The organism is Pseudomonas sp. UYIF39, from assembly GCF_029963765.1.
Taxonomy (GTDB): domain Bacteria; phylum Pseudomonadota; class Gammaproteobacteria; order Pseudomonadales; family Pseudomonadaceae; genus Aquipseudomonas.
In genome coordinates this window covers 346,285-366,736 of sequence record NZ_JALBYU010000001.1, presented here as the reverse complement: position 1 = coordinate 366,736, position 20,452 = coordinate 346,285, and the positions used below count along the sequence as shown (strand labels likewise).

Annotated in this window: 19 protein-coding genes and 1 pseudogene; 10 read left to right on the top strand and 10 right to left on the bottom strand. The window is 58.5% G+C overall.

From position 1 onward, the window contains the following. Positions 1–261: 261 nt before the first annotated feature. Both MO767_RS01840 and MO767_RS01835 read left to right on the top strand, forming a co-directional pair. The gene (locus tag MO767_RS01840) at positions 262–444 is read left to right on the top strand and encodes a DUF6026 family protein (protein WP_056739988.1); all 183 of its coding nucleotides are present in this window, start codon (positions 262–264) and stop codon (positions 442–444) included. Positions 445–845: 401 nt separating this feature from the next. After that, a complete protein-coding gene (locus MO767_RS01835) occupies positions 846–1,052 on the top strand; it encodes a hypothetical protein (RefSeq protein WP_282479148.1) in 207 nt (68 codons plus the stop codon). Between the two features lie 47 nt (positions 1,053–1,099). On the opposite strand, the gene MO767_RS01830 is transcribed toward MO767_RS01835, so the two are convergent. From MO767_RS01830 to MO767_RS01810, 5 genes are all read right to left on the bottom strand, one after another. Next, positions 1,100–1,591: a GNAT family N-acetyltransferase gene (locus MO767_RS01830; protein WP_282479147.1), complete on the bottom strand. Its 492-nt coding sequence runs from the start codon at positions 1,589–1,591 to the stop codon at positions 1,100–1,102. Between the two features lie 113 nt (positions 1,592–1,704). Continuing rightward, a complete protein-coding gene (locus MO767_RS01825) occupies positions 1,705–2,286 on the bottom strand; it encodes a DinB family protein (RefSeq protein ID WP_282479146.1) in 582 nt (193 codons plus the stop codon). Positions 2,287–2,302: 16 nt separating this feature from the next. After that, on the bottom strand, positions 2,303–3,421 hold the full coding sequence (gene zapE, locus MO767_RS01820) for a cell division protein ZapE (protein WP_282479145.1): 1,119 nt from the start codon (positions 3,419–3,421) through the stop codon (positions 2,303–2,305). 26 nt (positions 3,422–3,447) lie between these two features. Beyond that, positions 3,448–3,789, bottom strand: a complete 342-nt coding sequence (locus tag MO767_RS01815) for a nuclear transport factor 2 family protein (protein WP_282479144.1) — start codon at positions 3,787–3,789, stop codon at positions 3,448–3,450. A gap of 52 nt (positions 3,790–3,841) precedes the next feature. After that, on the bottom strand, positions 3,842–4,558 hold the full coding sequence (locus MO767_RS01810; protein WP_282479143.1) for a YafY family protein: 717 nt from the start codon (positions 4,556–4,558) through the stop codon (positions 3,842–3,844). A 205-nt stretch (positions 4,559–4,763) separates the two neighbouring features. Between MO767_RS01810 and MO767_RS01805 the strand changes: the two genes are divergently transcribed. Beyond that, positions 4,764–5,816, top strand: a complete 1,053-nt coding sequence (locus tag MO767_RS01805; protein WP_282479142.1) for an aldo/keto reductase — start codon at positions 4,764–4,766, stop codon at positions 5,814–5,816. Between the two features lie 50 nt (positions 5,817–5,866). Here the strand turns inward: MO767_RS01805 and speB are convergent, their stop codons facing one another. Further along, a complete protein-coding gene (speB, locus tag MO767_RS01800; protein ID WP_282479141.1) occupies positions 5,867–6,826 on the bottom strand; it encodes an agmatinase in 960 nt (319 codons plus the stop codon). A 13-nt stretch (positions 6,827–6,839) separates the two neighbouring features. Next, a complete protein-coding gene (locus tag MO767_RS01795; protein ID WP_282479140.1) occupies positions 6,840–7,931 on the bottom strand; it encodes a polyamine ABC transporter substrate-binding protein in 1,092 nt (363 codons plus the stop codon). A gap of 102 nt (positions 7,932–8,033) precedes the next feature. On the opposite strand from MO767_RS01795, the gene MO767_RS01790 reads away from it, so the two are divergent. The 4 genes from MO767_RS01790 to MO767_RS01775 all read left to right on the top strand — a co-directional run bounded on the left by MO767_RS01790 (position 8,034) and on the right by MO767_RS01775 (position 11,596). After that, positions 8,034–8,927 (top strand): LysR family transcriptional regulator, encoded by an 894-nt coding sequence (locus MO767_RS01790; RefSeq protein WP_282479139.1) that lies wholly within the window; start codon positions 8,034–8,036, stop codon positions 8,925–8,927. A gap of 92 nt (positions 8,928–9,019) precedes the next feature. Beyond that, complete coding sequence (locus MO767_RS01785; protein ID WP_282479138.1) at positions 9,020–10,492, top strand: nucleobase:cation symporter-2 family protein; 1,473 nt, start codon at positions 9,020–9,022, stop codon at positions 10,490–10,492. 57 nt (positions 10,493–10,549) lie between these two features. Continuing rightward, positions 10,550–11,023, top strand: a complete 474-nt coding sequence (locus MO767_RS01780) for an LEA type 2 family protein (protein WP_282479137.1) — start codon at positions 10,550–10,552, stop codon at positions 11,021–11,023. 27 nt (positions 11,024–11,050) lie between these two features. Next, the gene (locus tag MO767_RS01775) at positions 11,051–11,596 is read left to right on the top strand and encodes a GNAT family N-acetyltransferase (RefSeq protein ID WP_282479136.1); all 546 of its coding nucleotides are present in this window, start codon (positions 11,051–11,053) and stop codon (positions 11,594–11,596) included. Here MO767_RS01775 and MO767_RS01770 read toward each other — a convergent pair. Further along, a complete protein-coding gene (locus tag MO767_RS01770; protein WP_282479135.1) occupies positions 11,589–12,509 on the bottom strand; it encodes a carbon-nitrogen hydrolase family protein in 921 nt (306 codons plus the stop codon). The genes MO767_RS01775 and MO767_RS01770 overlap by 8 nt on opposite strands. Before the next feature lie 85 nt (positions 12,510–12,594). Here MO767_RS01770 and MO767_RS01765 point away from each other — a divergent pair, with 85 nt between their 5' ends. Beyond that, positions 12,595–13,530, top strand: coding sequence for a LysR family transcriptional regulator (locus MO767_RS01765; protein ID WP_282479134.1), 936 nt, complete (start codon positions 12,595–12,597; stop codon positions 13,528–13,530). Here MO767_RS01765 and MO767_RS01760 read toward each other — a convergent pair. Beyond that, on the bottom strand, positions 13,505–13,756 hold the full coding sequence (locus tag MO767_RS01760) for a hypothetical protein (protein ID WP_282479133.1): 252 nt from the start codon (positions 13,754–13,756) through the stop codon (positions 13,505–13,507). The two genes, MO767_RS01765 and MO767_RS01760, sit on opposite strands and share 26 nt — an antisense overlap. A 165-nt stretch (positions 13,757–13,921) precedes the next feature. On the opposite strand from MO767_RS01760, the gene MO767_RS01755 reads away from it, so the two are divergent. After that, positions 13,922–14,239: a DUF883 family protein gene (locus tag MO767_RS01755; RefSeq protein WP_282479132.1), complete on the top strand. Its 318-nt coding sequence runs from the start codon at positions 13,922–13,924 to the stop codon at positions 14,237–14,239. 94 nt (positions 14,240–14,333) lie between these two features. Here MO767_RS01755 and MO767_RS01750 read toward each other — a convergent pair whose 3' ends face one another. Beyond that, a complete protein-coding gene (locus tag MO767_RS01750; protein WP_282479131.1) occupies positions 14,334–15,374 on the bottom strand; it encodes an Ldh family oxidoreductase in 1,041 nt (346 codons plus the stop codon). Positions 15,375–15,605: 231 nt separating this feature from the next. Between MO767_RS01750 and MO767_RS01745 the strand changes: the two are divergent. Next, positions 15,606–20,374: pseudogene (locus MO767_RS01745) on the top strand (DUF6543 domain-containing protein). Positions 20,375–20,452: the final 78 nt, after the last annotated feature.

Sequence of the window (20,452 nt, the reverse complement as noted above, 5' to 3'; positions counted from 1 at the left end):
CTCCCTACTACAAATAATGTGTGTCAAAGGTTATAGCCCAACGCGACTCATTCGACTTAGTCCAGCGTTGGGGCACATAGTTTCCGGGCATTGTGCCCGATCCAGATTGATAACGTCGGTAATCGCGCCGAAGACACAACGACCATAAAAAATAAAAAAGTTCCCTTCCGGGGCAAAAGAAATCAAAATCGCAGCCGATAGTAAATAAGCACCGATGTCGGGGCGGATTTACAGTTGAGACAGCCATTTGCGAGGTGAGCAATGGGCACAGTACACGCAGCACTGCCAGCACAAACCCTTTACGTCACGATCCGTCGCGATGAATTGCGCCAGTTGAAAGACGAGCGCGACCAGTTGAAGCAGGAGCTCGCGCAATTGCGCTTGTTGACACAAAGCAATCAGGCCCAGCCTTTGCCCGTCACTCACCGTGTGCCTCACGCCTGATCCCCTCGCTTGATTCGGAAGCAGCCCACTGCTGTTTCCGACCTGCCATCCCCCTTTACAAACCCAACAACTCCCCCCTTGGCCGACGCGGCACCGCGCGAGCTGATCGTCGTGCATTCTGGAAAGTGACAGTTTCAAGCCACGACCATTGATGATCGGCAATCCTTATGAGCGCGAGCAAAAGGCATTGATCGACTTCAGCCTGATGAAACCCAAAGCGCTGCCAGGTGCTCCGGCAGTCGTTCAGAAGTAATCATTTCAGGGGCCTGCGCACGGTGACCCTGAGCCTGGACTGGAAGCTCTAGGCTCAGGTAATTCCCATTTATCGGAATCGGCGGATAATGTCCCTTCGACATTGCTTCATGGACGAAAGGACCCGACAACTCGTAGTGGGGCACACCATGAAACGTACAACCATGATCCTCGCCGGCCTGATGATGTTCAGTTCAACCGCTGCATTGGCCGAAGGTGGCGCTGAACGCATGCGGTATTACTTTGAGAGCCTGCGGCTCAGCCAAGAGGCGAATCAAAGTAACGCCAGCAACACCAAGGAAATCAGAGTTCCGGATGATCAAACCGCGCAAGTGACAGAGCCCTACAAACCGTAACGACAAAGGGCGTCCTGATGGACGCCCTTTTCTTTGCTCGTATTACCTTAAAGCGCCTTGGTCCAGAACAGCATCCGACCGTGCGCCGGGTCGAACATGCCTGCGGCAAAACCGAACTTGCCATAGGAAGCCTGGGCGACTGCATTACCTTCCAGCACCTCCAGCGTGATTTTGCAGCAACCGCGCTGGCGAGCGATGTCCTCGACCTTTTGCAGCATCTTCTGGCTCAACCCCAAGCCGCGAAACTTCTTCACCACCATCACATCGTGCACGTTGACCAGCGGTCGACAGGCGAAAGTCGAAAAACCTTCAAAGCAATTGACCAGCCCGGCCGGCTCGCCACCGACGAAGGCCAGAACGCTGAACGCGTGGGGACGTTTGGCCAGTTCCGCCGGCAGTTGCTTCAACAAGTCGGCGGGCAACGAGTGGCCGCCACCCATCGGGTCTTCAGCGTAAGCATTTAGCACCAGTCCAATTGCCTCGGCATGCACCGAATTGGTGTAACTGGCCTGAAGCACAAGAATTTCTGCGGATTCCATTTCCACCCTCGTTCACACATTAAGTTGCCCCAGCACATCTCGCACTGAAAGGCCGACCGACAATATCGCGGGCACAGCCGTGTCGACAACCGGATCCTGCTGTAATTTTTCGCTCAAGCGCCCCAGATCAGCGCCTCGGTCCACCCCAGTTCGGCAAAATCCTCAGCCCTCAAGCCTGACTCCCCGGCACAGAAAAACTCGTCCAGTTGCGGCGGATTGACCGAGGTGCTGCTGAGCATGGCGTGAACCTGCCCGCGATGATGAATCTGGTGCTCGAACAGATGGGAGAGCATGCGTACGCGGCTCTCATGTTGCGGCGTGTCCCGGGCGATGGTCACGATCTTCCCGAGGTCGGCATCGCGCATTTGCTCGCAGTAGGCGATCAGTCGCCGGTCTACCAGCGTTTGCTCGCGCTTGAGGTCTACTGCGTGCGTAAACGGCTCGTCCTGGTTGAAAAACACATAGCATTCGGGATGCGGGTCATCGCCGCGCAACTCCCGCTCCAGCGCATCCAGGTAAAACCAGTCGCAGGTCAGGATGTGATTGAGGGTGGCGCGCAGACTTGGAAAGAAGCTGACCCGCGGTGCCGCCAGATCGGCCGGGCTCAGCTGGCTCCAGGCCTTGGCGAGGCGATGATTGGCCCAAGCGTTCTGATAAGCCATGGTCAGCAAATGGTGTGACAGAGGCTGGTTCATGTTCGCGGCTCCTTGTTCAAGCTTCGGCGAAACGTTGCATCTGCATTTCCTGTAAACGGCTGAGGGTGCGGCGGAACGGAAACTCCAGATAACCCTCGGTGTACAACGATTCCATGGGCACCTGCGCTTCGAGGCACAGCGGCACCTTGCGGTCGTAGCACTCGTCCACCAGGGCGATGAAACGCCGTACACCGTCGTCATGCACCGACAATTGTGGCAACTCGCGATCGCCCGCCACCACCCGTTCGACGCCGTCTTCAGTGCCTCGGGCGATGCGCCCTTCGCGCTTTTGCGCGCTGAGGTTGGGCACGTCACTCAACAGAATAGCGCTGAAGGTGTCGCACAGGGCGATGAAATCCATGGCGGCAAAAGGCTGTTCACAGAGATCGGCGTAACGAGTCCAGAGTACGGTTGGACTGGCCTGCACGACATTGAGTGAGCGGTAGCCCACCTTGATCGGGTCACTGGACACCGACTGGCCGACGGTCAATGGCTTGAACACTTCACCCAGAGCGCTGGGTTGCCCCGGTGCTGCCACCCAGTAACGTTGCAAACCTTTGCCTGGGTGCAGGCGATGATCTTCGCCGCCATCCACCGCAATCACCTGCATGTGCTGCTTTATCGCCTCGATGGCGGGCACGAACCGGTCGCGATTGAAGCCATCGGCGTACAGCTGATCCGGTGGCTGATTGGAGGTGCAAACCACCACCACGCCCTGCTCGAACATCACCTGAAACAAACGTCCGAGAATGATCGCGTCGCCGATGTCGTTGACGAACAATTCGTCAAAGCACAGGACCCGCACCTCCTCGCTCAGTTCACGAGCCAGCGCCTTCAGCGGGTCGGCGGTGCCGGTCAGTTGAAACGAACGCTGATGCACCCAGCCCATAAAGTGGTGAAAGTGTTGGCGGCGGGCCGGGACCTTCAGGCTTTGGTAAAACTGGTCCATCAACCAGGTCTTACCGCGCCCGACCGGGCCCCAGAGGTACACGCCAGTGATCGGCGTGCGCCCTTCATGCAGCGCCTCGTAGCATTTCTGCAGCGCCCACACGGCATGTTCCTGGGCTTCGTCCTGGACGAAGCCCTTCTGTTCGATGGCGTGTTGCCAGGCGCTTAAGGGAGAGTCGATATTCATGCGCGGCAGTATGCCACGCGGTCTGGTTAGAGAGAGATGTCTAGCCGGGCGATCTTGCCCTGTTCATTCAGGCGAAACATGTAGCGCAATTCCAGAGGGCTGCCCGGAAACGTCCCGGAGATCAGGTTATGCACCAGCACTTTTCCGGTGCGCAATTGCACGTCGAGTACTTCGACCCGTGGCTGGTAACGCTGGGCAGTGTCTTGCATCCATTGCGCGATGGCGTGAGTGCCGACCTGGTGCTGGCCTTCATCGAACACATTGGCATCCTCAGCGAAAAAACTGGCGACCCGCGAGGTGTCGCGGGCATTGGCGGCAGCAATGTAGGCAGCGATGGCGGGCGCCAGTGAAGAGGCGGAATTGGACATGGTTACGGCTCCTTGTTTGTTGATTTTGGAGCCATGCTAAAACAAGCCTGTGTCAGTTCTTGTCAGGAGTGAAGCGCCCTGCTTCATCCAGTTGCATCTGCTTGCGCCAGGTGCGCAGCAGGTCGCTGCGCCGCCCCGAATAACGCTCGCCCTGCTCGTTCGCTGCCGAGATCCGGTCAGTGCGAAAGGTGCGATAGGCGCTGCGCAATTCACACCAGGCGACGATGATTCGCACCTCGTTTAGAAACCCCAGGGCCAGCGGCCAGATCAGCCGCTGACTCGGCACCTGGTTGGCGTCCGCGTAATCGATGTGCAGCTTGGCCTGATCGCGGATGGCCTGGCGAAACACACTCAGTGGCACGGCGTTGGGCGCAAAGCCATAGCCGGGCGGTCCCGGCAACACCGTCGGGTTGCGTAACGCGTCCAGCGCTTCAGGCGCCAATACCGCCGCAATCTTGGCCAGCGCATCCGCCGCAGCCTTGCTCAACACCTCATCCCCGCGCTGATCCACATAGCGCAACCCCAGCACGATGGCTTCGGTTTCATCGGCGTTGAGCATCAACGGCGGCAGAAACAAACCGCTGCGCAGCACATAGCCGATCCCCGCTTCGCCGTAGATAGGCGCGCCAAGGGCTGTGAGTTCGGCGATGTCGCGGTACAGCGTGCGCTCGGAAATCTCCAATTCGCCGGCAAGCGTCGCCGCGGTCACCGGACGACTTTTGCCGCGAAGCACTTGCAACAAGGTCAGTAAACGAGTGGTACGCGACACGATCGGCAGGCTCTGTCCGTAAAAGTTGTCGGAGTTTAGCAGAGGACCCTGTCAGAAAGTGGCAGTAGCAATGAGGCCGGTGGTCGGCCTTTCTCTTGCAAACGGAAAAGCGCCTTGACGGCGAATATTACTCGCATAATATTAAATACATGTCGCTAGACATTTATATTCGACCCCCAACGCTTTTCCCCTCAGGAGTCATCCCATGCATTACAAAGTCTTTGGCCGCAAAACCGGCTTGCGGGTCTCGGAACTGGCGCTGGGCGCGGGCAATTTCGGCACCGGTTGGGGCCATGGCGCCGAGCGCGACGAAGCCAAACGCATTTTTGATGGCTACCTGGAGGCCGGCGGCAACTTCATCGACACCGCCAACGGCTATCAGGCAGGCCAGTCTGAAGCCATGCTCGGCGAGTTCATCGCAGCGGAACGGGATCGCTTGGTCATCGCCACCAAATACACCCTGGGGACCACGCCGGATGAGGGCATTTCCCACACCGGCAACAACCGCAAGAACATGGTTCGCGCCGTGGAAGAAAGCCTGAAACGACTTAACACTGACCACATCGACCTGTTCTGGGCCCACATGAGCGATGGCGTGACGCCGATGGAAGAAATACTGCGCGGTTTCGACGATCTGGTGCGCGCTGGCAAAATTCACTACGCAGGGCTGTCAAACTTCCCGGCGTGGCGCATCGCTCGGGCCGATTTGCTGGCCGAGATTCGCGGCTTCTCACCGATTGCGGCGATTCAGGTGGAATACAGCCTCGCCGAACGCACCGCCGAACGTGAACAACTGCCGATGGCCGAAGCCCTGGGCCTGGCCGCTACGTTGTGGTCGCCGCTGGGTGGCGGATTCCTCACTGGCAAGTACCGCACCAACGATGGCGACAACCGCGCCGCCAAACTCGGCATGCTGATCCACGCCGAGAAAAGTGCCCGTGAAACCGCCCTGCTCGACACTTTGCTGGCCGTTGCCGCGGAACTGGGCGCCAGCCCGACGCACGTGGCCATTGCCTGGCTGCGAGAAAAAGCCAAGCGTTCGACCACGGCATTGATTCCGATTCTCGGCTCACGCACCCGTGAGCAACTGGATGCGACCTTGGGGGCGTTGAATGTGCAATTGAGCGGGGATCAACTGTCGCGGCTTGAGGGTGTCAGTGCTGTGGCAATGGGCGTGCCCCATGAATCCATTGCCGGGTCGATGGCGCGATTTACCGGGGCTGAAACCCTGGACCTGCCAATCATCCCAGTGGCCTGACACAGATCAAATAATGTGGGAGCCGGCTCGCTCCCACATTGGCCCGCGTATTACTTATCGACCTTATGTTTAGCCGCATACAAACACAGCATTTCCATCGCCAACGTCGCCGCCGCCAGTGAGGTAATGTCCGCACTGTCGTAGGCCGGCGCCACTTCCACAACGTCCATACCCACCAGATTAATCCCGCGCAAACCGCCCAGGATCTCCAGCGCCTGCACCGTGCTCAGGCCACCGCACACCGGCGTTCCGGTGCCTGGAGCGAAGGCCGGATCGAGGCAGTCGATGTCGAACGTCAGGTACACCGGGTTATCACCCACCCGCGCCCGAATGGCCTCGACAATCTCATCAGCACCACGTCGATGCACTTGCCGCGCATCCAGCACCTGGAAACCCTGGTGATCGTCATTGGTGGTGCGCAATCCGATCTGTACCGAACGCGACGGGTCCACCAACCCTTCCTTGGCCGCGTGCCAGAACATCGTGCCGTGATCGACGCGTTTGCCATCTTCGTCCGGCCAGGTGTCGCTGTGGGCGTCGAAGTGGATCAACGACAGCGGACCATGTTTACGCGCATGGGCTTTGAGCAGCGGGTACGTGATGAAGTGATCCCCGCCGAACGTCAGCATCGCGCTACCGGCGTTGAGAATGTGTTCGGCATGGGCTTCGATGCTTTCCGGCACCGACTGCGGTGTGCCGTAATCGAAGTCGCAATCGCCGTAGTCGATGACCGCCAGATGGTCGAACGGGTCGAACGTCCACGGCCAGTGGCGTTCCCAGGCAATCCCGGTGGACGCGGCACGAATGCCCCGTGGTCCGAAGCGCGCACCGGGGCGATTGCTGGTGGCGGTGTCGAACGGGACACCGCTGACCGCTACGTCGACGCCGCGCAAGTCGCGACTGTAGCGACGACGCATGAAACTGGTGATACCGGCGTAGGTACTTTCGGCGGCAGTGCCATAGAGGCTGTCACGGGTCATGGCCTGATCGTTTTGCATCGGGACGTCCATCTCAGGTTCCTTATTATTGGCGGCTACGGAAAGTGGTCCACAAGCGGGTGCGTTGACGCATGTCCTTGAGGCTCATGCTGCGGTCGGCGTATAGCCGGTCACGCACGTCGGCGGGAGGGTAAATGTCAGGGTCGGTGCGCACAGCCTCATCGACCAACGGCGTTGCTGCCTGGTTGGCTGTGGCAAAGAACAGTGTGTTGGTCAGCGCCGCGACGGACTCCGGACGCAACATGAATTCAATGAACTGGCGTGCGGCTTCGGGATGAGGCGCGTCCTTGGGGATCGCCAGGTTGTCCTGCCACACGATCGTGCCTTCCTTGGGAATCCGGTAGACGATTTCATAGGGTTTGTTGGCCTTGCGCGCCTGATCGGCGGCCATGCTCGCGTCACCGTTATAGGCCAGGGCCAGACAGACGCTGCCGTTGGCCAGATCATTGATCTGTCGGCCACTGGCGACGTACAACACGTTAGGCTGCAACTGATGCAGCAACGCTTGCGCCGCCTCCAGGTCGTTCTTGTCCGTGCTGTAGGGATCTTTACCCAGATAGTGCAACGCCAGACCGATCACCTCCTGCGGCGAGTCAATGATCGCGATGCCGCAGTCCTTCAGTTTGCTGGCGTATTCCGGCTTGAACAGCAGGTCCAGGCTGTTGAGCGGCACGTTCGGCAAGCGTTTTTGCACCGCTTCGACATTCATCCCAAGCCCCAGCGTGCCCCAGGTATAGGGCACACCGTAGAGATTGCCCGGGTCGACCGCGGCGAGTTTTTCCAACAGATCCGGATCAAGGTTGGCGTAGCCCTTCAGGCCTTCGTGAGGAATGGCCTTCAGCGCACCGGCCGCCAACCCTCGGGCCAGAACACTGGACGACGGCACCACCACGTCATAACCGCTGCCACCGGTGAGCAGTTTGGTTTCGAGCACTTCCGGCGCGTCGAACGTGTCGTATCGCACATGGATACCGGTTTCCTGCTCGAACCGCTGCAAGGTTTCCGGCGCCACGTAATCGGCCCAACTATAGAGATTGAGGACTTTTTCCTCGGCCTGAGCCGATACGGCCATGGCAAGGAACAGCGCGTGTACACACAGCTTGAACATGGGAGCCATGACGGAACACCTGACCAGATGAAGTGGATTCAGAATGCGCCGTCGGATACATTGGAAAAATACCAAGTTAGTTATCCTGACTTTATCCCGGAGTAATGTTTGATGCTCAGCCAACTCCACGATCTCGATCTGCAACTGCTGCGCCTGTTCGTCAACGTGGTGGAGTGCGGCGGTTTCAGTGCAGCCCAAGGTGAGTTGGGCTTGAGCCAGTCGAGCATCAGCCAGCAAATGGCCAAACTGGAAACCCGACTCGGTTATCGGCTGTGCAGTCGCGGCAAGGGGGGCTTCAAAATCACGCCCAAGGGCGAACAACTGCTCAGCGCAACTCGCAGCCTGTTCGAGTCCATCGAAGCCTTCCGCCATCAATCCAATGGTGTGGCCGGGCGCTTGATCGGCGAGGTTCGTCTGGGGCTGTCCGAAGCACTCGATCAATCCGTGTTGCAACAGGTGGCCGATGCGATCCGGCGCTTTCGTGAACGGGACGAATCGGTACGTATCGAGTTGATCAGCGCCATGCCCGGCGAAATGGAACGGTTGCTGCTGCAACAACGACTGGACCTGGCGATCGGCTACTTCTCACAAGTGCAAAGCGCTTTTGACTACCGCGAACTGTTTACCGAAACCCAGCACCTGTATTGCGCCCCCGGCCATCCGCTGTTCACCGACGATGCACCTGATGATCTAGCGCTACAGGCTTGTGATCGGGTCGATCACCCTTACCGTTTCCTGCGCAGTGACGAGCCCTTCCAGGGGAAGATGTGTTCGGCGCGCTCGGAGCAAGTCGAAGGGACCCTCGCCTTCATTCTTTCGGGAAAACACGTTGGTTATCTGCCCAGCCACTTTGCCCGGAGCTGGGAAGACAAAAGCCTGCTCCGGGCCGTGCGTCGAGAGGACATGAGTTTCGACGTGGCGTTTCATCTGGCCCGGCATCGCGCCCAGGTACCGGGGGATGCGCAAAAGGCCTTTGAAGAGGATTTGCTGGCGGCGTTTACCTAAAGCTTCGGTCGTTTTTTTGCCGTGGCCCTACTGTTCTGGCATCCTGCGCCTCCATTTTTTGACCCGGCCCGCCTTTTGGCATGCACACCACCATGACCGCCTCTGAAAAAGCCCCTGCCCCGCGCGATAACGACCTGATTTACGGCCTCGACGATCGGCCGCATCTGACCGCCACCGTCTTCGCCGCCCTGCAACACGTGCTCGCCAGTTTCGTCGGCATCATCACCCCTACCCTGATCATGGGCGGCGCCCTCGGGCTGCAAAGCGAAGTGCCGTACCTGATCAGCATGGCGCTGTTCGTCTCGGGGCTGGGCACGTTTGTTCAGGCACGACGTTTCGGCCCGATCGGTTCCGGCCTGCTGTGTCTGCAAGGCACCAGCTTCTCATTCATCAGCGTGATTCTCAGTGCCGGTTTCATGGTCAAGGCCCGGGGCGGCGGCACCGATGAAATCCTGTCGACCATCTTTGGAGTGTGCTTTTTCGCTGCCTTCATCGAAGTGGTGTTGAGCCAGTTCATCGGCAAATTGCGGATGCTGATCACCCCGGTGGTGACCGGCACGATCATCACGCTGATGGGTCTGTCACTGATCAAAGTCGCCATGACCGACATCGCCGGCGGTTTCGGTGCTGCGGACCTCGGCGCGGCCAGTCACCTGGCCCTGGCGGCGTTGGTGCTCGGAACGATTGTGGTGTTGAACCGGGTCGATGTGCCGTTCCTGCGTCTCGGTGCGATCGTCATCGGCCTGACCCTCGGTTATGTCGTGGCCTGGCTGATGGGTGACGTCAATTTCGCCAGCCTGCCCCAAGTACCGCTGATGAGCGTACCCGTGCCGTTCAAGTACGGCTTTAACTTCGATTGGGTGGCGTTTTTGCCGGTGGCGGTGATTTTCCTCGTGTCGCCGCTGGAAGCCGCCGGTGACTTGACCGCCAACTCGATGATTTCCCGGCAGCCGGTCAAAGGCCCGATCTACATCCGCCGGATCAAGTCCGGCCTGCTCGCCGACGGCCTCAACTCGGCCATGGCCGCCGTGTTCAACAGCATGCCGATGGTGACCTTCGCCCAGAACAACGGCGTGATTCAGCTCACCGGCGTGGCCAGCCGCTACGTGGCGTTCTTCATTGCCGGTTTGTTGGTGGTGCTGGGGTTGTTCCCGATGATCGGCGCGGTGCTGCAACTGATGCCCAAACCGGTACTCGGTGGTGCTGAGCTGGTGATGTTCGGCACCGTCGCCGTCGCCGGGATCAAGATCCTCGCCGAAGCCGGCCTGCACCGGCGCAACATGCTGATCGTTTCTATCTCGCTGGGCATGGGCCTGGGTGTAGCGGCGGTTCCGGAAGTGCTGCGCGAGTTGCCCAAGACGCTGCACAACATCTTTGAATCGCCGATCACCGTCGGCGCGTTGTGCGCTATCGTGCTGAATATCTTCCTGCCCGAAGAGTTCATTGAGCTGGAAGAAGACGATTTCGATCCGGAAGCGTCCATCCTGCGGGTCATGGAAAACCCGGATGTCCCGGCCAAGGGTGAACCCGTCTCGCCTGCCGCTGTCGCACCCTTGAACCGCTAGAAAATGCTCGAGGCCGAGCCACTGGAGGTTCGGCCTTTTCTTTAAGAGAGCACGTTCATGCGCAGTGTCCACGCCGTTATCCTTTCCCTGCTTTTGCTCTCCCTGAGCGCCTGTGCCCTGTTCCCCAATCGCGACCCGCTGAACATCAATGTCGTCGGCATCGAACCGTTGCAAAGCCAGGACATGGAAGTACGCTTTGCCGTGAAAATACGCGTGCAAAATCCCAACGAGACCACCATCAATTACAACGGCGTGGCCATGGACCTGGAAGTCAATGGCCAGCCACTCGCCTCTGGCGTCAGCGATCAATCGGGCTCGATTGCACGCTTTTCCGAAACCGTGCTGACCGTTCCGGTGAGTGTTTCGGCGTTCTCCGTGTTGCGCCAGACACTGGGCCTGAGCAAAACCCAAACCCTCGACAACCTGCCCTACGTCCTGCACGGCAAACTCGCGGGCGGCTTGTTCGGCACCATGCGTTTCGTGGACAGTGGCAAACTCAGACTGCCAACATCGACGACCGGCACCTGGTAAATCACGACTCAAGGAGCGACAAAGAACATGGAAGCCACACCCACGCTGTACACCGAACGCCTGATCCTTCGTCCGCTGGAATTGGCCGACGCCGGCGCCATCCAGCAACAGTTCCCGCATTGGGAAGTGGTGCGTTATCTCAACGCCTTGGTCCCTTGGCCGTACCCTGCTGACGGCGCACTGATCTATCTGCGTGACATCGCGTTGCCGGCGATTGCCGCCGGCAAAGAATGGCACTGGTCGATTCGTTTGAAGTCGGCGCCAGAGCAACTGATCGGTAATGTCAGCCTGATGGATGAACAGGACAACAACCGTGGCTTCTGGCTCGGGCCAAAATGGCAAGGCCAGGGCTTGATGACCGAAGCCTGTGCGGCGGTCACCGAGTACTGGTTCGAAACCCTCGGCCGGCCCGTGATGCGGGTACCGAAAGCGGCGCCCAACATCGGCTCGCGCAAACTCTCGGAACGTACGAGCATGCGCTTGATCCGCAGCGATGAAGGCGACTTCGTCAGCGGGCGATTCCCCAGAGACCTCTGGGAAATCACCCGTGAAGAGTGGCGTGCTCTCAGATAAATCGAACACCCGGTTTCGCCCGCTCATCCACCGTCAACTCAAACACGTCCGGGCGCGCGTAGTGCCCGACCACGTCGTAGTCGTAACGGGCGCGGACCAAGTCATCGGTGTCGATTTCTGCGGTGAGCAAACCGGCGCTGTCACGCAGCGGCCCCGCCAGAATGTCGCCCATCGGCCCGACGATCACACTGCCACCAGCAATCAATGGACGGTCCGCCGGCCAGTTGGCGATCTCCACGCCCAAGGCGCGCGGTGAACCCTGAACCTGACAGGCGCTGACCACAAAGCAGCGTCCTTCATGGGCGATATGGCGCATGCTGACCTGCCACATGTCCCGCTCGTCCACCGTTGGCGCGCACCAGACCTCCACGCCTTTGGCGTACATCGCGGTGCGCAGCAGCGGCATCATGTTTTCCCAGCAAATCACCGCACCGATCCGCCCGACCTGACTGTCGATCACCGGCAATGTCGAGCCATCGCCTTTGCCCCAGATCAACCGTTCGGTGCCGGTTGGCATCAGTTTGCGGTGCTTAGCGACCAGCCCGGCCTGCGGATCGAAATACAACGCAGTGCAGAACAAAGTGCTGCCGGCGCGTTCGATGACACCGATCACCAGATTGGCGCCGGTGCGCGCTGACAACCCGACCAATGCTTCGGTTTCCGCGCCTGGCACGTCGATCGCATTGGCAAAGTACCGGGCAAAGGCTTCACGCCCTTCCGGCAGTCGATAACCCAGTTGAGTGCCAAAGCCTTCGCCTTTGGGGTAACCGCCGAGCAACGCTTCGGGCATGACCACCAGCGCCGCGCCGGATTCGATAATCGCGTTTTCCCAGGAAAGGATCTGTTCCAGGGTCTCGGCCTTGCCGCCGGGCAAGGCGCCGATTTGCAGTGCAGCAACGATTGACTTGGGCATCGCATCAACTCCGAAAGCAATGAGGTGTTGCTCATTCTCCGGCGCCACGGGATCATGAATAAAGCCCCGTTTGCTGCTGAATGATATGAACCAAATGAATATCGCCACCGTCGATCTCAACCTGCTGAAAGTCTTCGAAGCACTCCACGAGGAGTCCAGCGCCAGCCGGGCCGCGTTGCGTCTGGGCGTGACGCAATCGGCGGTCAGCGCGGCACTGCGAAGGCTTCGCGAGGTGTATGGCGATCAGTTGTTCGTGCGCACCGGCCGCGGACTCGCGCCCACGCTCAAGGCCAACCAGTTGAAACCGGTAGTCAGCGATGCCCTGAACAAATGCCGGCAGAGCCTGGCGATGGTCGATCCGACCGCCCACCAGTACGACGGTCGCTCGGTGACCGTGGGCATGTCCGATGATTTCGAAATCGCTTATGGGCGCCGGCTGATCGAGGAAATCGCCCGCGTGGCGCCGAAGCTGCGGCTGATCTTTCGTCAGACCCACAGTCAGATCGTCGCGCAAGCGTTGATGGAACGCAGCATCGATCTGGCGATCACCGCCGGAGGGTTTGCCGAGCGCTTGCTCAGCCGTCAGGTGCTGGGGGAAGGCGGTTATCTGTGCCTGGTGGACCCGCTCAGCCTGGCCGAGGGACAACAGACCCTCAGCCTTGATGAGTTCGTCGAGCGCGAGCACATTCTGGTGTCGTCGGGCGGCTTTATCGGGATCACCGATGAGGGGCTGGCGGCGCTGGGGTTGACTCGGCGGGTATGCGTTTCGACCACGCACTTTGCCGCGTTGCCGCACTTGCTCAAGGGCAGTCAGGCCGTGGCGACCATTCCGGCCCATGCGGCACAAAGCATTGCTGCGCTCAGCGGACTGACACTGCTGCCCTGCCCTCTGGCGTTGCCGCGATACCCGATCGAACTGGGCTGGCGCACCAGTACGCAGCTCGATCCGGTGGTGCTGAAAGTAAGGGAAGCGATTGTCGCGAGTTTTGCGAGCGCTACTTGGCAGCCATCAGGCGATTGACTTCACTGCGGACCATGTTCGCGAATTCCGGGGGCGACATGACGTCCAGTTCGGCACGGACCCACTCGGCCCATTTGCCTTTGCGCTTGGCGCGCTCACCGAACAACCGCGCGGCTTCGCCCTTGGACTTGCCCAGATTGCTTTGCCATAGATCGAACAGACGGGATTTCTCATCTTCCAGCGCAGCGCGCTCGGCAAGGGGTTTGTCGGCCAGATTGAAGCTCATGGGAGTTACCTGCTGCGTAAAATAGGCGACATCTTACACTGTAGGAGGAAATGTCCTGCTCTGGATTTTTGATCAGGATTGCGTCGGCAGGCAAATTCGCTGCAACTTTTTCGCTGACGACAGACTCCATTGTTCACTGTCCATTTATCTGCAAGGAGTACCCCAATGGCCCGAAAAACCGCCGCACAAGTCGCCGAAGATCAAATCAAGGATCAGGCCTTCAGCGAACTTCAGGCTCTGATCGAAGAATCGGAAAAACTCCTGAATAGCAGCGCCTCACTGGTGGGTGAGGAAGCGGACACACTTCGTGGGCAAATCGCTCAGAAACTTCAGCAGGCTCGGGACTCCGTCACCCGCGTTCGTGACCGAACCAAACCTGCGGTTGAAGCCACTGAAACCTACATCGGTGGTCATCCGTGGCAAACCGTGGCGATCTCTGCCGGTTTCGGCCTGGTAGTCGGGTTGTTACTGGGTCGGCGTTAAGCGACCCGGTTTTAATCAGTACCCAGCAAAAAGGCGAGCACGCAGCTCGCCTTTTTCATGCCAGGCTTTTATGCAGACTCAGAGCATGCAGGACTCAGAGCCCGGCCAATTCCCGCAAACTCGCCAACGTCTGCGCGTCGAGCGGGATGCCATCGGTGCTGGCCTTGGCCCGTTGTTGGTGACGTCGATCCCCCGGCAAACGCCTGAGCCCCACACCGTGCATCTGCCGGACCAGTTCCTGACTGCGCTCGGCAAAATTCTGCCCGGCCGCCTTGCTTGGGTCGATCACGATCAACAGTTGGCCCGTCCAAGGCGTCTTGGCCCCCGGATGGTTCGACCAATCGAACTCGAAGGAAAAATTGCCGCCGGTCAACGCCGCTGCCAACAACTCGACCATCATCGACAGCGCCGAACCTTTATGCCCGCCAAACGGCAGCAACGCCCCGCCCTCAAGAATCGCTTTCGGGTCCTGGGTCGGCTGGCCGAGACCGTCCACCCCCATGCCCGGCGGCAAACGCTCGCCCTTGCGCGCGGCGATCTGCACATCGCCGTGAGCAATGGCGCTGGTCGCCAGGTCGAAGACAATCGGATCGCCGTCAGCCCGAGGGGCGGCGAAAGCAATCGGGTTGGTGCCGAACAGCGGACGATCGGCACCGTGCGGCACCACGCAGGTCATGCTGTTGACCACGCTCAGCGCCACCAGGCCTTCATAGGCGAAGGGCTCGACATCCGGCCACAAGGCAGCGAAATGGTGGGAGTTACGAATCGCCAGCACCGCAATGCCGGCACTGCGGGCTTTTTCCACCAACAAACCGCGAGCGGCGGCGAGGGCCGGTTGGGCGAAACCATTACCGGCGTCGACCCGGACAAAGCCCGAAGCCACGTCCTCGACCACCGGCACGGCCTGGCCATTGACCCAGCCGCTCTGGAGCGTCGACACGTAACCGGGAATGCGGAACACGCCATGGCTATGGGCGCCATCGCGTTCGGCGCCGGCGCAGTTGAGGGCCAGTGTCCTGGCTACCTCGGCGGAGGTGCCATGGCGTTGAAAAATCTGCTCAAGCAAAAGAACGAGCGCGTCGAAATCGAGCGTTTGAGTGTTCGAACTGACGGCCACTTCGGGCGTTGCGGTCATCTGAAGCTCCAGTTTTATTATTGAGTACGGGCAACAGGGTGAAGCGAGGTTGCAGGGCAACCCAAAACAGTTGCCGATTAAGCGCTGTTCTACCGGCTTCCTGTCAAGTCTCGACCGCCTGTTCGGCTCAAGCAATATGTACCGCACTCGTGCCTTCCACTGACCGTACTGTTTTTCCTCAATCCAACAGCCTGCGATTACCCGCCGATTGCAGCACATCGAGGAAAAACCATGATTGCTCCCCCGCTGCCGTATTTTTTCGACGAAGCAGTACTTGCATCCAAAGCCAAACAACCCGGTGAACGCGAAAAGGCACTGTCCTTCACGCTGGATGACTTGAAGTGGTTGAATGCTGTTTATCTGGCGACGCATCAAGCCCGTATCGCCAATAGCGAGCCCATGCACGTAAACCAGCTGCTTTTAAGCGTACCTGATGCGCCAGGCATCCCCTTGGCCGGCGCTTTTTCCATGAGCCGGCCCAACGATGGAGAAGTCACGCTCTACACACCGTGGAAAGGCCTGATCAAATTCACGGACATGAATCACCTCAAAAGCAAACTCAAGGAATGGTTGGCGCAGGCCACTGGAAGGCGTGAGCTACTGCGTTTTCTCTCCTTCGAACAACGCAGCGCTTTACCCGCCGCCACTGCGCCAAACATTGCCACGCAAATAATCGAAGGCGCGGTGTTCCAGGACCAGGAGCTCACCCTCGAGCGCAATCAGGCTCAGAACATCAGGACGATGATGGATGAGCTGGTCAAGCTGCCAACGCTGCAATCGATGCTGGACGATACCCTCAAGAACGCGTTGCACAAACCGTTCCCAAAACTGGACCAGCGCCTTACCCGACTGAATAGCTTCGTCATCGACAGCGATGACCAACAATTGCTTTCCTCGCATTCTCTGAGCGATGCCCTGCTGCATTACTACCTGACCAACGAGTGGCCGACTGGCGATTCCAGAGCCTTTTCCAATCCCCAACACAGTGTGAGCAGCGACGCCGATAACCAGGTCTGGGAAAGCGCAGTCAAAGAGATTGCGCAAAGTTTTACCCCTCACTTGCAAGGCCTGCTCAAGACGTTCTGGAACACACCGATGGACAATGGGCAGTCACGCTGGGAGTTATTTGCCGAGGGTTTGCGCGATACCTTTCACGTGAAGCTTTTGCTACAGCGTCAGCAAGGTGCTCTAACGTCGCAGGAATACCTGCGACTGATGAATCTCAACCTCGAACCTGACACCGACGATCCTCTTCGTATCGAAAAAGTACGTGTCACCGCCCCCTTCAAGCATTACGTGGAGCTCGCCTCGACCGTGATGATCGGCAGCAGCGACACGCTGGGCTTTCTGTACACCCCGTCCAGAGGCATCGAGGCAACGAGCGACTTGCCCGCCGTCAGGGAAATCGTCTCGCAGATGTTGAAAAACGAAGGGCATGAAGACACGCTGCTCAACTTCTTGTCCTTGGACGAACGCGCTACGTTTCTTTCAATGGAGCCGGAAGAACAAGTGATTGTCGGTGAACCGATCATCGGCCCGGTGTTTGAACAGTTGATGAACGACATCCTTGGCAAGCAACGAGAGAATCTGTCCCATGCGCTGAGCCATTACCGTGAAAGCGAAGGCATACAGGATTCCCGTGCCTTGTTCGACAAGGCACTGGATATCCGCCGACTGATCGACGATCGACTGCTGGCGGCCGATGCCAAAGGACGCTGGAGTACGCACGCAGACCGGCGCCTGAGCGCGCACCCAACCAACGTTCGTGGCGAGTTGGCCAAAAAGCATCTGGCCTTTCTCTCCACCGTTAAGCAGCCGCTCGACCTACTCCTCGAAAACCTCCCGGTCATTCCCGCAACAACCCGCACGATTACCGAGGCGCAGCGCACCGTCGATTCGTCACTCGGAAGCTTGCAATCGCGTTTCACTCAGACCCTGTCAACGGCATTGCGCAGTGAATTGAAGCTGCACTGTAGTGGTCAACTAATCCCGGACACGACGTTAAATTTTCCTTGGCGTTGAGGGCAGGCGAAGCCACGGACCCGTTGAAACTGGCTAGTTGTTTTGTGCTGACTGAACGTGGAGGCCTGGATCCGAAGCATTCGGGCACGGCGATTTTGTGGACGCCTGCGTCGGGATTTGAAGCCTTCAGGGCATTGACTCCGTTGCTGACCGAGCTGGATCGACGACTCAAGGACGCCGATGATCGCACCACCCTTCTGGAGAACCTTGGACGTAGCGAGAGAGTGGCTGGGCAGACTTACACCCTGGCGCCGCTAAAGCGAATAGATGAGCACTTTCTCGATCAGGTGCAAAAACCCTATGTCCAGCTGGACCAGGCGTGCGTCACCCGTGCGCTGGCCACGAAGCTCCCCGCGACGATCCTGGCCAGTCTTCTGAAGCTGGTGGCGTTACGCCAACCGATGACCGGGTTAGACCGCGCGACGGACATCGCCCAATCCCTGACCACTCAGCAAAAACTGCCGACATGGCTGGCCAAGGCGTCCATTAAAGATCAGATACTGCATGGGGAGTTGCTTCAGCAATACCTCGACAACGTCACCGACGACCAGGACTACCTAACCGGCATACGCTCCCTGGCGCGCACGGCGCACTATGAACTTGAAAAACAACTCAAGGCTGACACCTTCGACATCGATCCGGACAAAGTCCAGATACAGATCGACAGACGTTCCAGCTCTGCGGCCAGCACCCAAACCCTGACCGACTTTGCACTGACCCATTTCAAGGATCTGGACAAAACCCATTTCAGACTGGTGTCGCTGGATACCACCAAGATTCCCGAGGACATGGACCAAAGCTACATCAGAGAACTGATACGAAACTTGAAGCTTGGCGAACATCAGCAGAAAACATTGAACGAAGCCTTTGCAGACACCCAGGCGAACGCAACGGACCGCAGGAAGCGGTTTTACAGGCAATTACCCTGGCAGTTGATGCATTACGCCCACACGGAAAAACTGCAGGAGCGCCTGAGCGAGACGGGGTTTGATCTGATACGCCAAGTCATGGACATGCCTGACGCTATCGCCCGCGCGGCAGTCGACGGTGCCCACGCGATCATCCGCCCACTTGAGCTCCTGGGCATCAAGAGTGAACAGGCGGTCAAAGTGCCTGGCGTCTATCTGATCGGCTCATCGGCCGATAGCACCGCGCTACAGGTCCTTGTCGCGCCTCATAGCCCTCGGCACGGGGTGAAAGAATATGAAAACGAGAAACAACTGCTGACAGAGCTGAAGACCCGCGGTTCGCTGCTCGATTGGGTACTCATGAATCTGCCGCAACCTGACCGGATACTGTTGGAAAACCGGATGGCGACCAGCAACACCCGTGTCGCCAGAGCCGCACCGCCGGCCAACGATAATCGCGAAACCAATGTCACATTGGCGTCCAACCCGATCAAGGGGAGCCTGTTCAAGCAGTTGTTCGATGATAACGCCGCGCTGTTGGCCCGATTGCTCGGTTGCCAGTTCGATGACAAAAAGCAGGGCGAATGGGCAACCATCAAGCACGTGCTGGGCGAAGACCTGCGCGCGTCATACTCGTTCTTCATCGGCAAACTCGCCTACCCCATCACAGTGTGGCGCAGTTACCGCGACATCAAGCAATCCGCCGAAGACCTTCAAACGCACAAATGGGGGCCCGCGCTAAAAGAATTCATCAGCGGCATCGCACAACTCGCCACGTTGCGACAATCGCTGGAAGCGCAAGCGAAGCCATCTTCTACGCCAAGTGCACCCGCGCCAGAAACACCCGATACCCGGTTCAAATGGCAGAACGTTGCCATTACAGCCCCCGAACGTACGCAGTTCAAGCGTCATGAAAGCATCGACGTCGATCTGAATTCGCTCACATTAAACTCAAGCCTTGGGCTCTATACCCATCCGACGACAAAAAAAACCTACGCACCGGTTGAAGGAAAGGTATATCCGGTCGCAAAGCGCGGCACACGCTGGCGCATCGGCGACACAAACATTCGCGGTCCTCGGCTGCGTCAGAACGTGTCGAAACAATGGGTTCTGGATAGGCAAACGCCAGCGCCCCGTTTCAGCATCGGCAATCGGTTGAAAACCGCACTTTCGGTTTGGGAAGGCATGAACGTCGATGCCAATGGAATGCCCGCAATCCGTCGACTGTTTCCGCAAAAGGCTCGTCAGATTGACGAAGCGCTGGACCTGGCAACCACCTATGCCTGGAACTGCTTTCAAAACCTGCAATTGCTGAAGTCTTCAGACAACAAGGTTACCCCCGTGCATCAACTCGTCATGGATTTTATTGATGTGCCGCAGGTGCAGTCCGCACATGTGGAGCAGTTTGAAAAAGTCTTGGGCGACCTTTTCACGGCCTTGTTGGACCCCTCACTCAGAAAGCCGAATAGCAGTCGTTTTGTAACCGGCAGGCTGGTCAGTGACGCGGAAACCTCATTCGCTTTCACCGTTCCAACGGATGCAAAGCGGAAAATTTATCTGGCAGAAAAATTCTTCAACACCGGTTACGACACCTACCGCCCACATCTTTGCGACCCCGTTTTTCCAATCAACACCCATGCTCGAGCAGTCACCCTTATTCATGAGCTTTCCCACCTCTTCTGCAAAACCGAAGACATTGCTTACCTCGATCCCAGCAGACCATTCTCCCATCTGATCGATACGAGCAGCACAACCGGCTATGACATGAAAGAGGCGTTGACCACCCTTCAGGACACCGCACTCTCGATCAAGACACCCCTGACTCAGCTGTTCATGACCCTGGATCCTGATACCGGTGAGTGGGAGGAGCTGGGCAGTACTTCATATGAGAATACTAATCGGGCAAAAGCGCAGATATTGACCTTGACCGGCGGAGAAAACCTGAGCGGTGCCCGCAAAATCTTCAGAAGAGATCCACTGGTCAGACTCAAGGTGAAACTCGGCAACGCCGACAGCGTTGCATGGCTCATCAGCCATATGGGGCGCCAACTGCACACCAGCACCCCGTGAATCAGAAAAATTAATTCCCATTTGATGGGTAATTGCCATGACGGTTGTTCTTGCAGACTTCCTCACAAGGTTAGAATG

What these genes read in the sequence shown, in the direction of transcription:
- MO767_RS01840 (WP_056739988.1), top strand. Translation starts at nt 262, where the DNA reads ATGGGCACAGTACACGCAGCACTGCCAGCACAAACCCTTTACGTCACG.
- MO767_RS01825 (WP_282479146.1), bottom strand. Translation starts at nt 2,286, where the DNA reads ATGAACCAGCCTCTGTCACACCATTTGCTGACCATGGCTTATCAGAAC.
- MO767_RS01805 (WP_282479142.1), top strand. Translation starts at nt 4,764, where the DNA reads ATGCATTACAAAGTCTTTGGCCGCAAAACCGGCTTGCGGGTCTCGGAA.
- MO767_RS01785 (WP_282479138.1), top strand. Translation starts at nt 9,020, where the DNA reads ATGACCGCCTCTGAAAAAGCCCCTGCCCCGCGCGATAACGACCTGATT.
- MO767_RS01830 (WP_282479147.1), bottom strand. Translation starts at nt 1,591, where the DNA reads ATGGAATCCGCAGAAATTCTTGTGCTTCAGGCCAGTTACACCAATTCG.
- MO767_RS01775 (WP_282479136.1), top strand. Translation starts at nt 11,051, where the DNA reads ATGGAAGCCACACCCACGCTGTACACCGAACGCCTGATCCTTCGTCCG.
- MO767_RS01780 (WP_282479137.1), top strand. Translation starts at nt 10,550, where the DNA reads ATGCGCAGTGTCCACGCCGTTATCCTTTCCCTGCTTTTGCTCTCCCTG.
- MO767_RS01815 (WP_282479144.1), bottom strand. Translation starts at nt 3,789, where the DNA reads ATGTCCAATTCCGCCTCTTCACTGGCGCCCGCCATCGCTGCCTACATT.
- zapE (WP_282479145.1), bottom strand. Translation starts at nt 3,421, where the DNA reads ATGAATATCGACTCTCCCTTAAGCGCCTGGCAACACGCCATCGAACAG.
- MO767_RS01750 (WP_282479131.1), bottom strand. Translation starts at nt 15,374, where the DNA reads ATGACCGCAACGCCCGAAGTGGCCGTCAGTTCGAACACTCAAACGCTC.
- MO767_RS01835 (WP_282479148.1), top strand. Translation starts at nt 846, where the DNA reads ATGAAACGTACAACCATGATCCTCGCCGGCCTGATGATGTTCAGTTCA.
- MO767_RS01790 (WP_282479139.1), top strand. Translation starts at nt 8,034, where the DNA reads ATGCTCAGCCAACTCCACGATCTCGATCTGCAACTGCTGCGCCTGTTC.
- MO767_RS01795 (WP_282479140.1), bottom strand. Translation starts at nt 7,931, where the DNA reads ATGGCTCCCATGTTCAAGCTGTGTGTACACGCGCTGTTCCTTGCCATG.
- MO767_RS01760 (WP_282479133.1), bottom strand. Translation starts at nt 13,756, where the DNA reads ATGAGCTTCAATCTGGCCGACAAACCCCTTGCCGAGCGCGCTGCGCTG.
- speB (WP_282479141.1), bottom strand. Translation starts at nt 6,826, where the DNA reads ATGGACGTCCCGATGCAAAACGATCAGGCCATGACCCGTGACAGCCTC.
- MO767_RS01770 (WP_282479135.1), bottom strand. Translation starts at nt 12,509, where the DNA reads ATGCCCAAGTCAATCGTTGCTGCACTGCAAATCGGCGCCTTGCCCGGC.
- MO767_RS01755 (WP_282479132.1), top strand. Translation starts at nt 13,922, where the DNA reads ATGGCCCGAAAAACCGCCGCACAAGTCGCCGAAGATCAAATCAAGGAT.
- MO767_RS01765 (WP_282479134.1), top strand. Translation starts at nt 12,595, where the DNA reads ATGAACCAAATGAATATCGCCACCGTCGATCTCAACCTGCTGAAAGTC.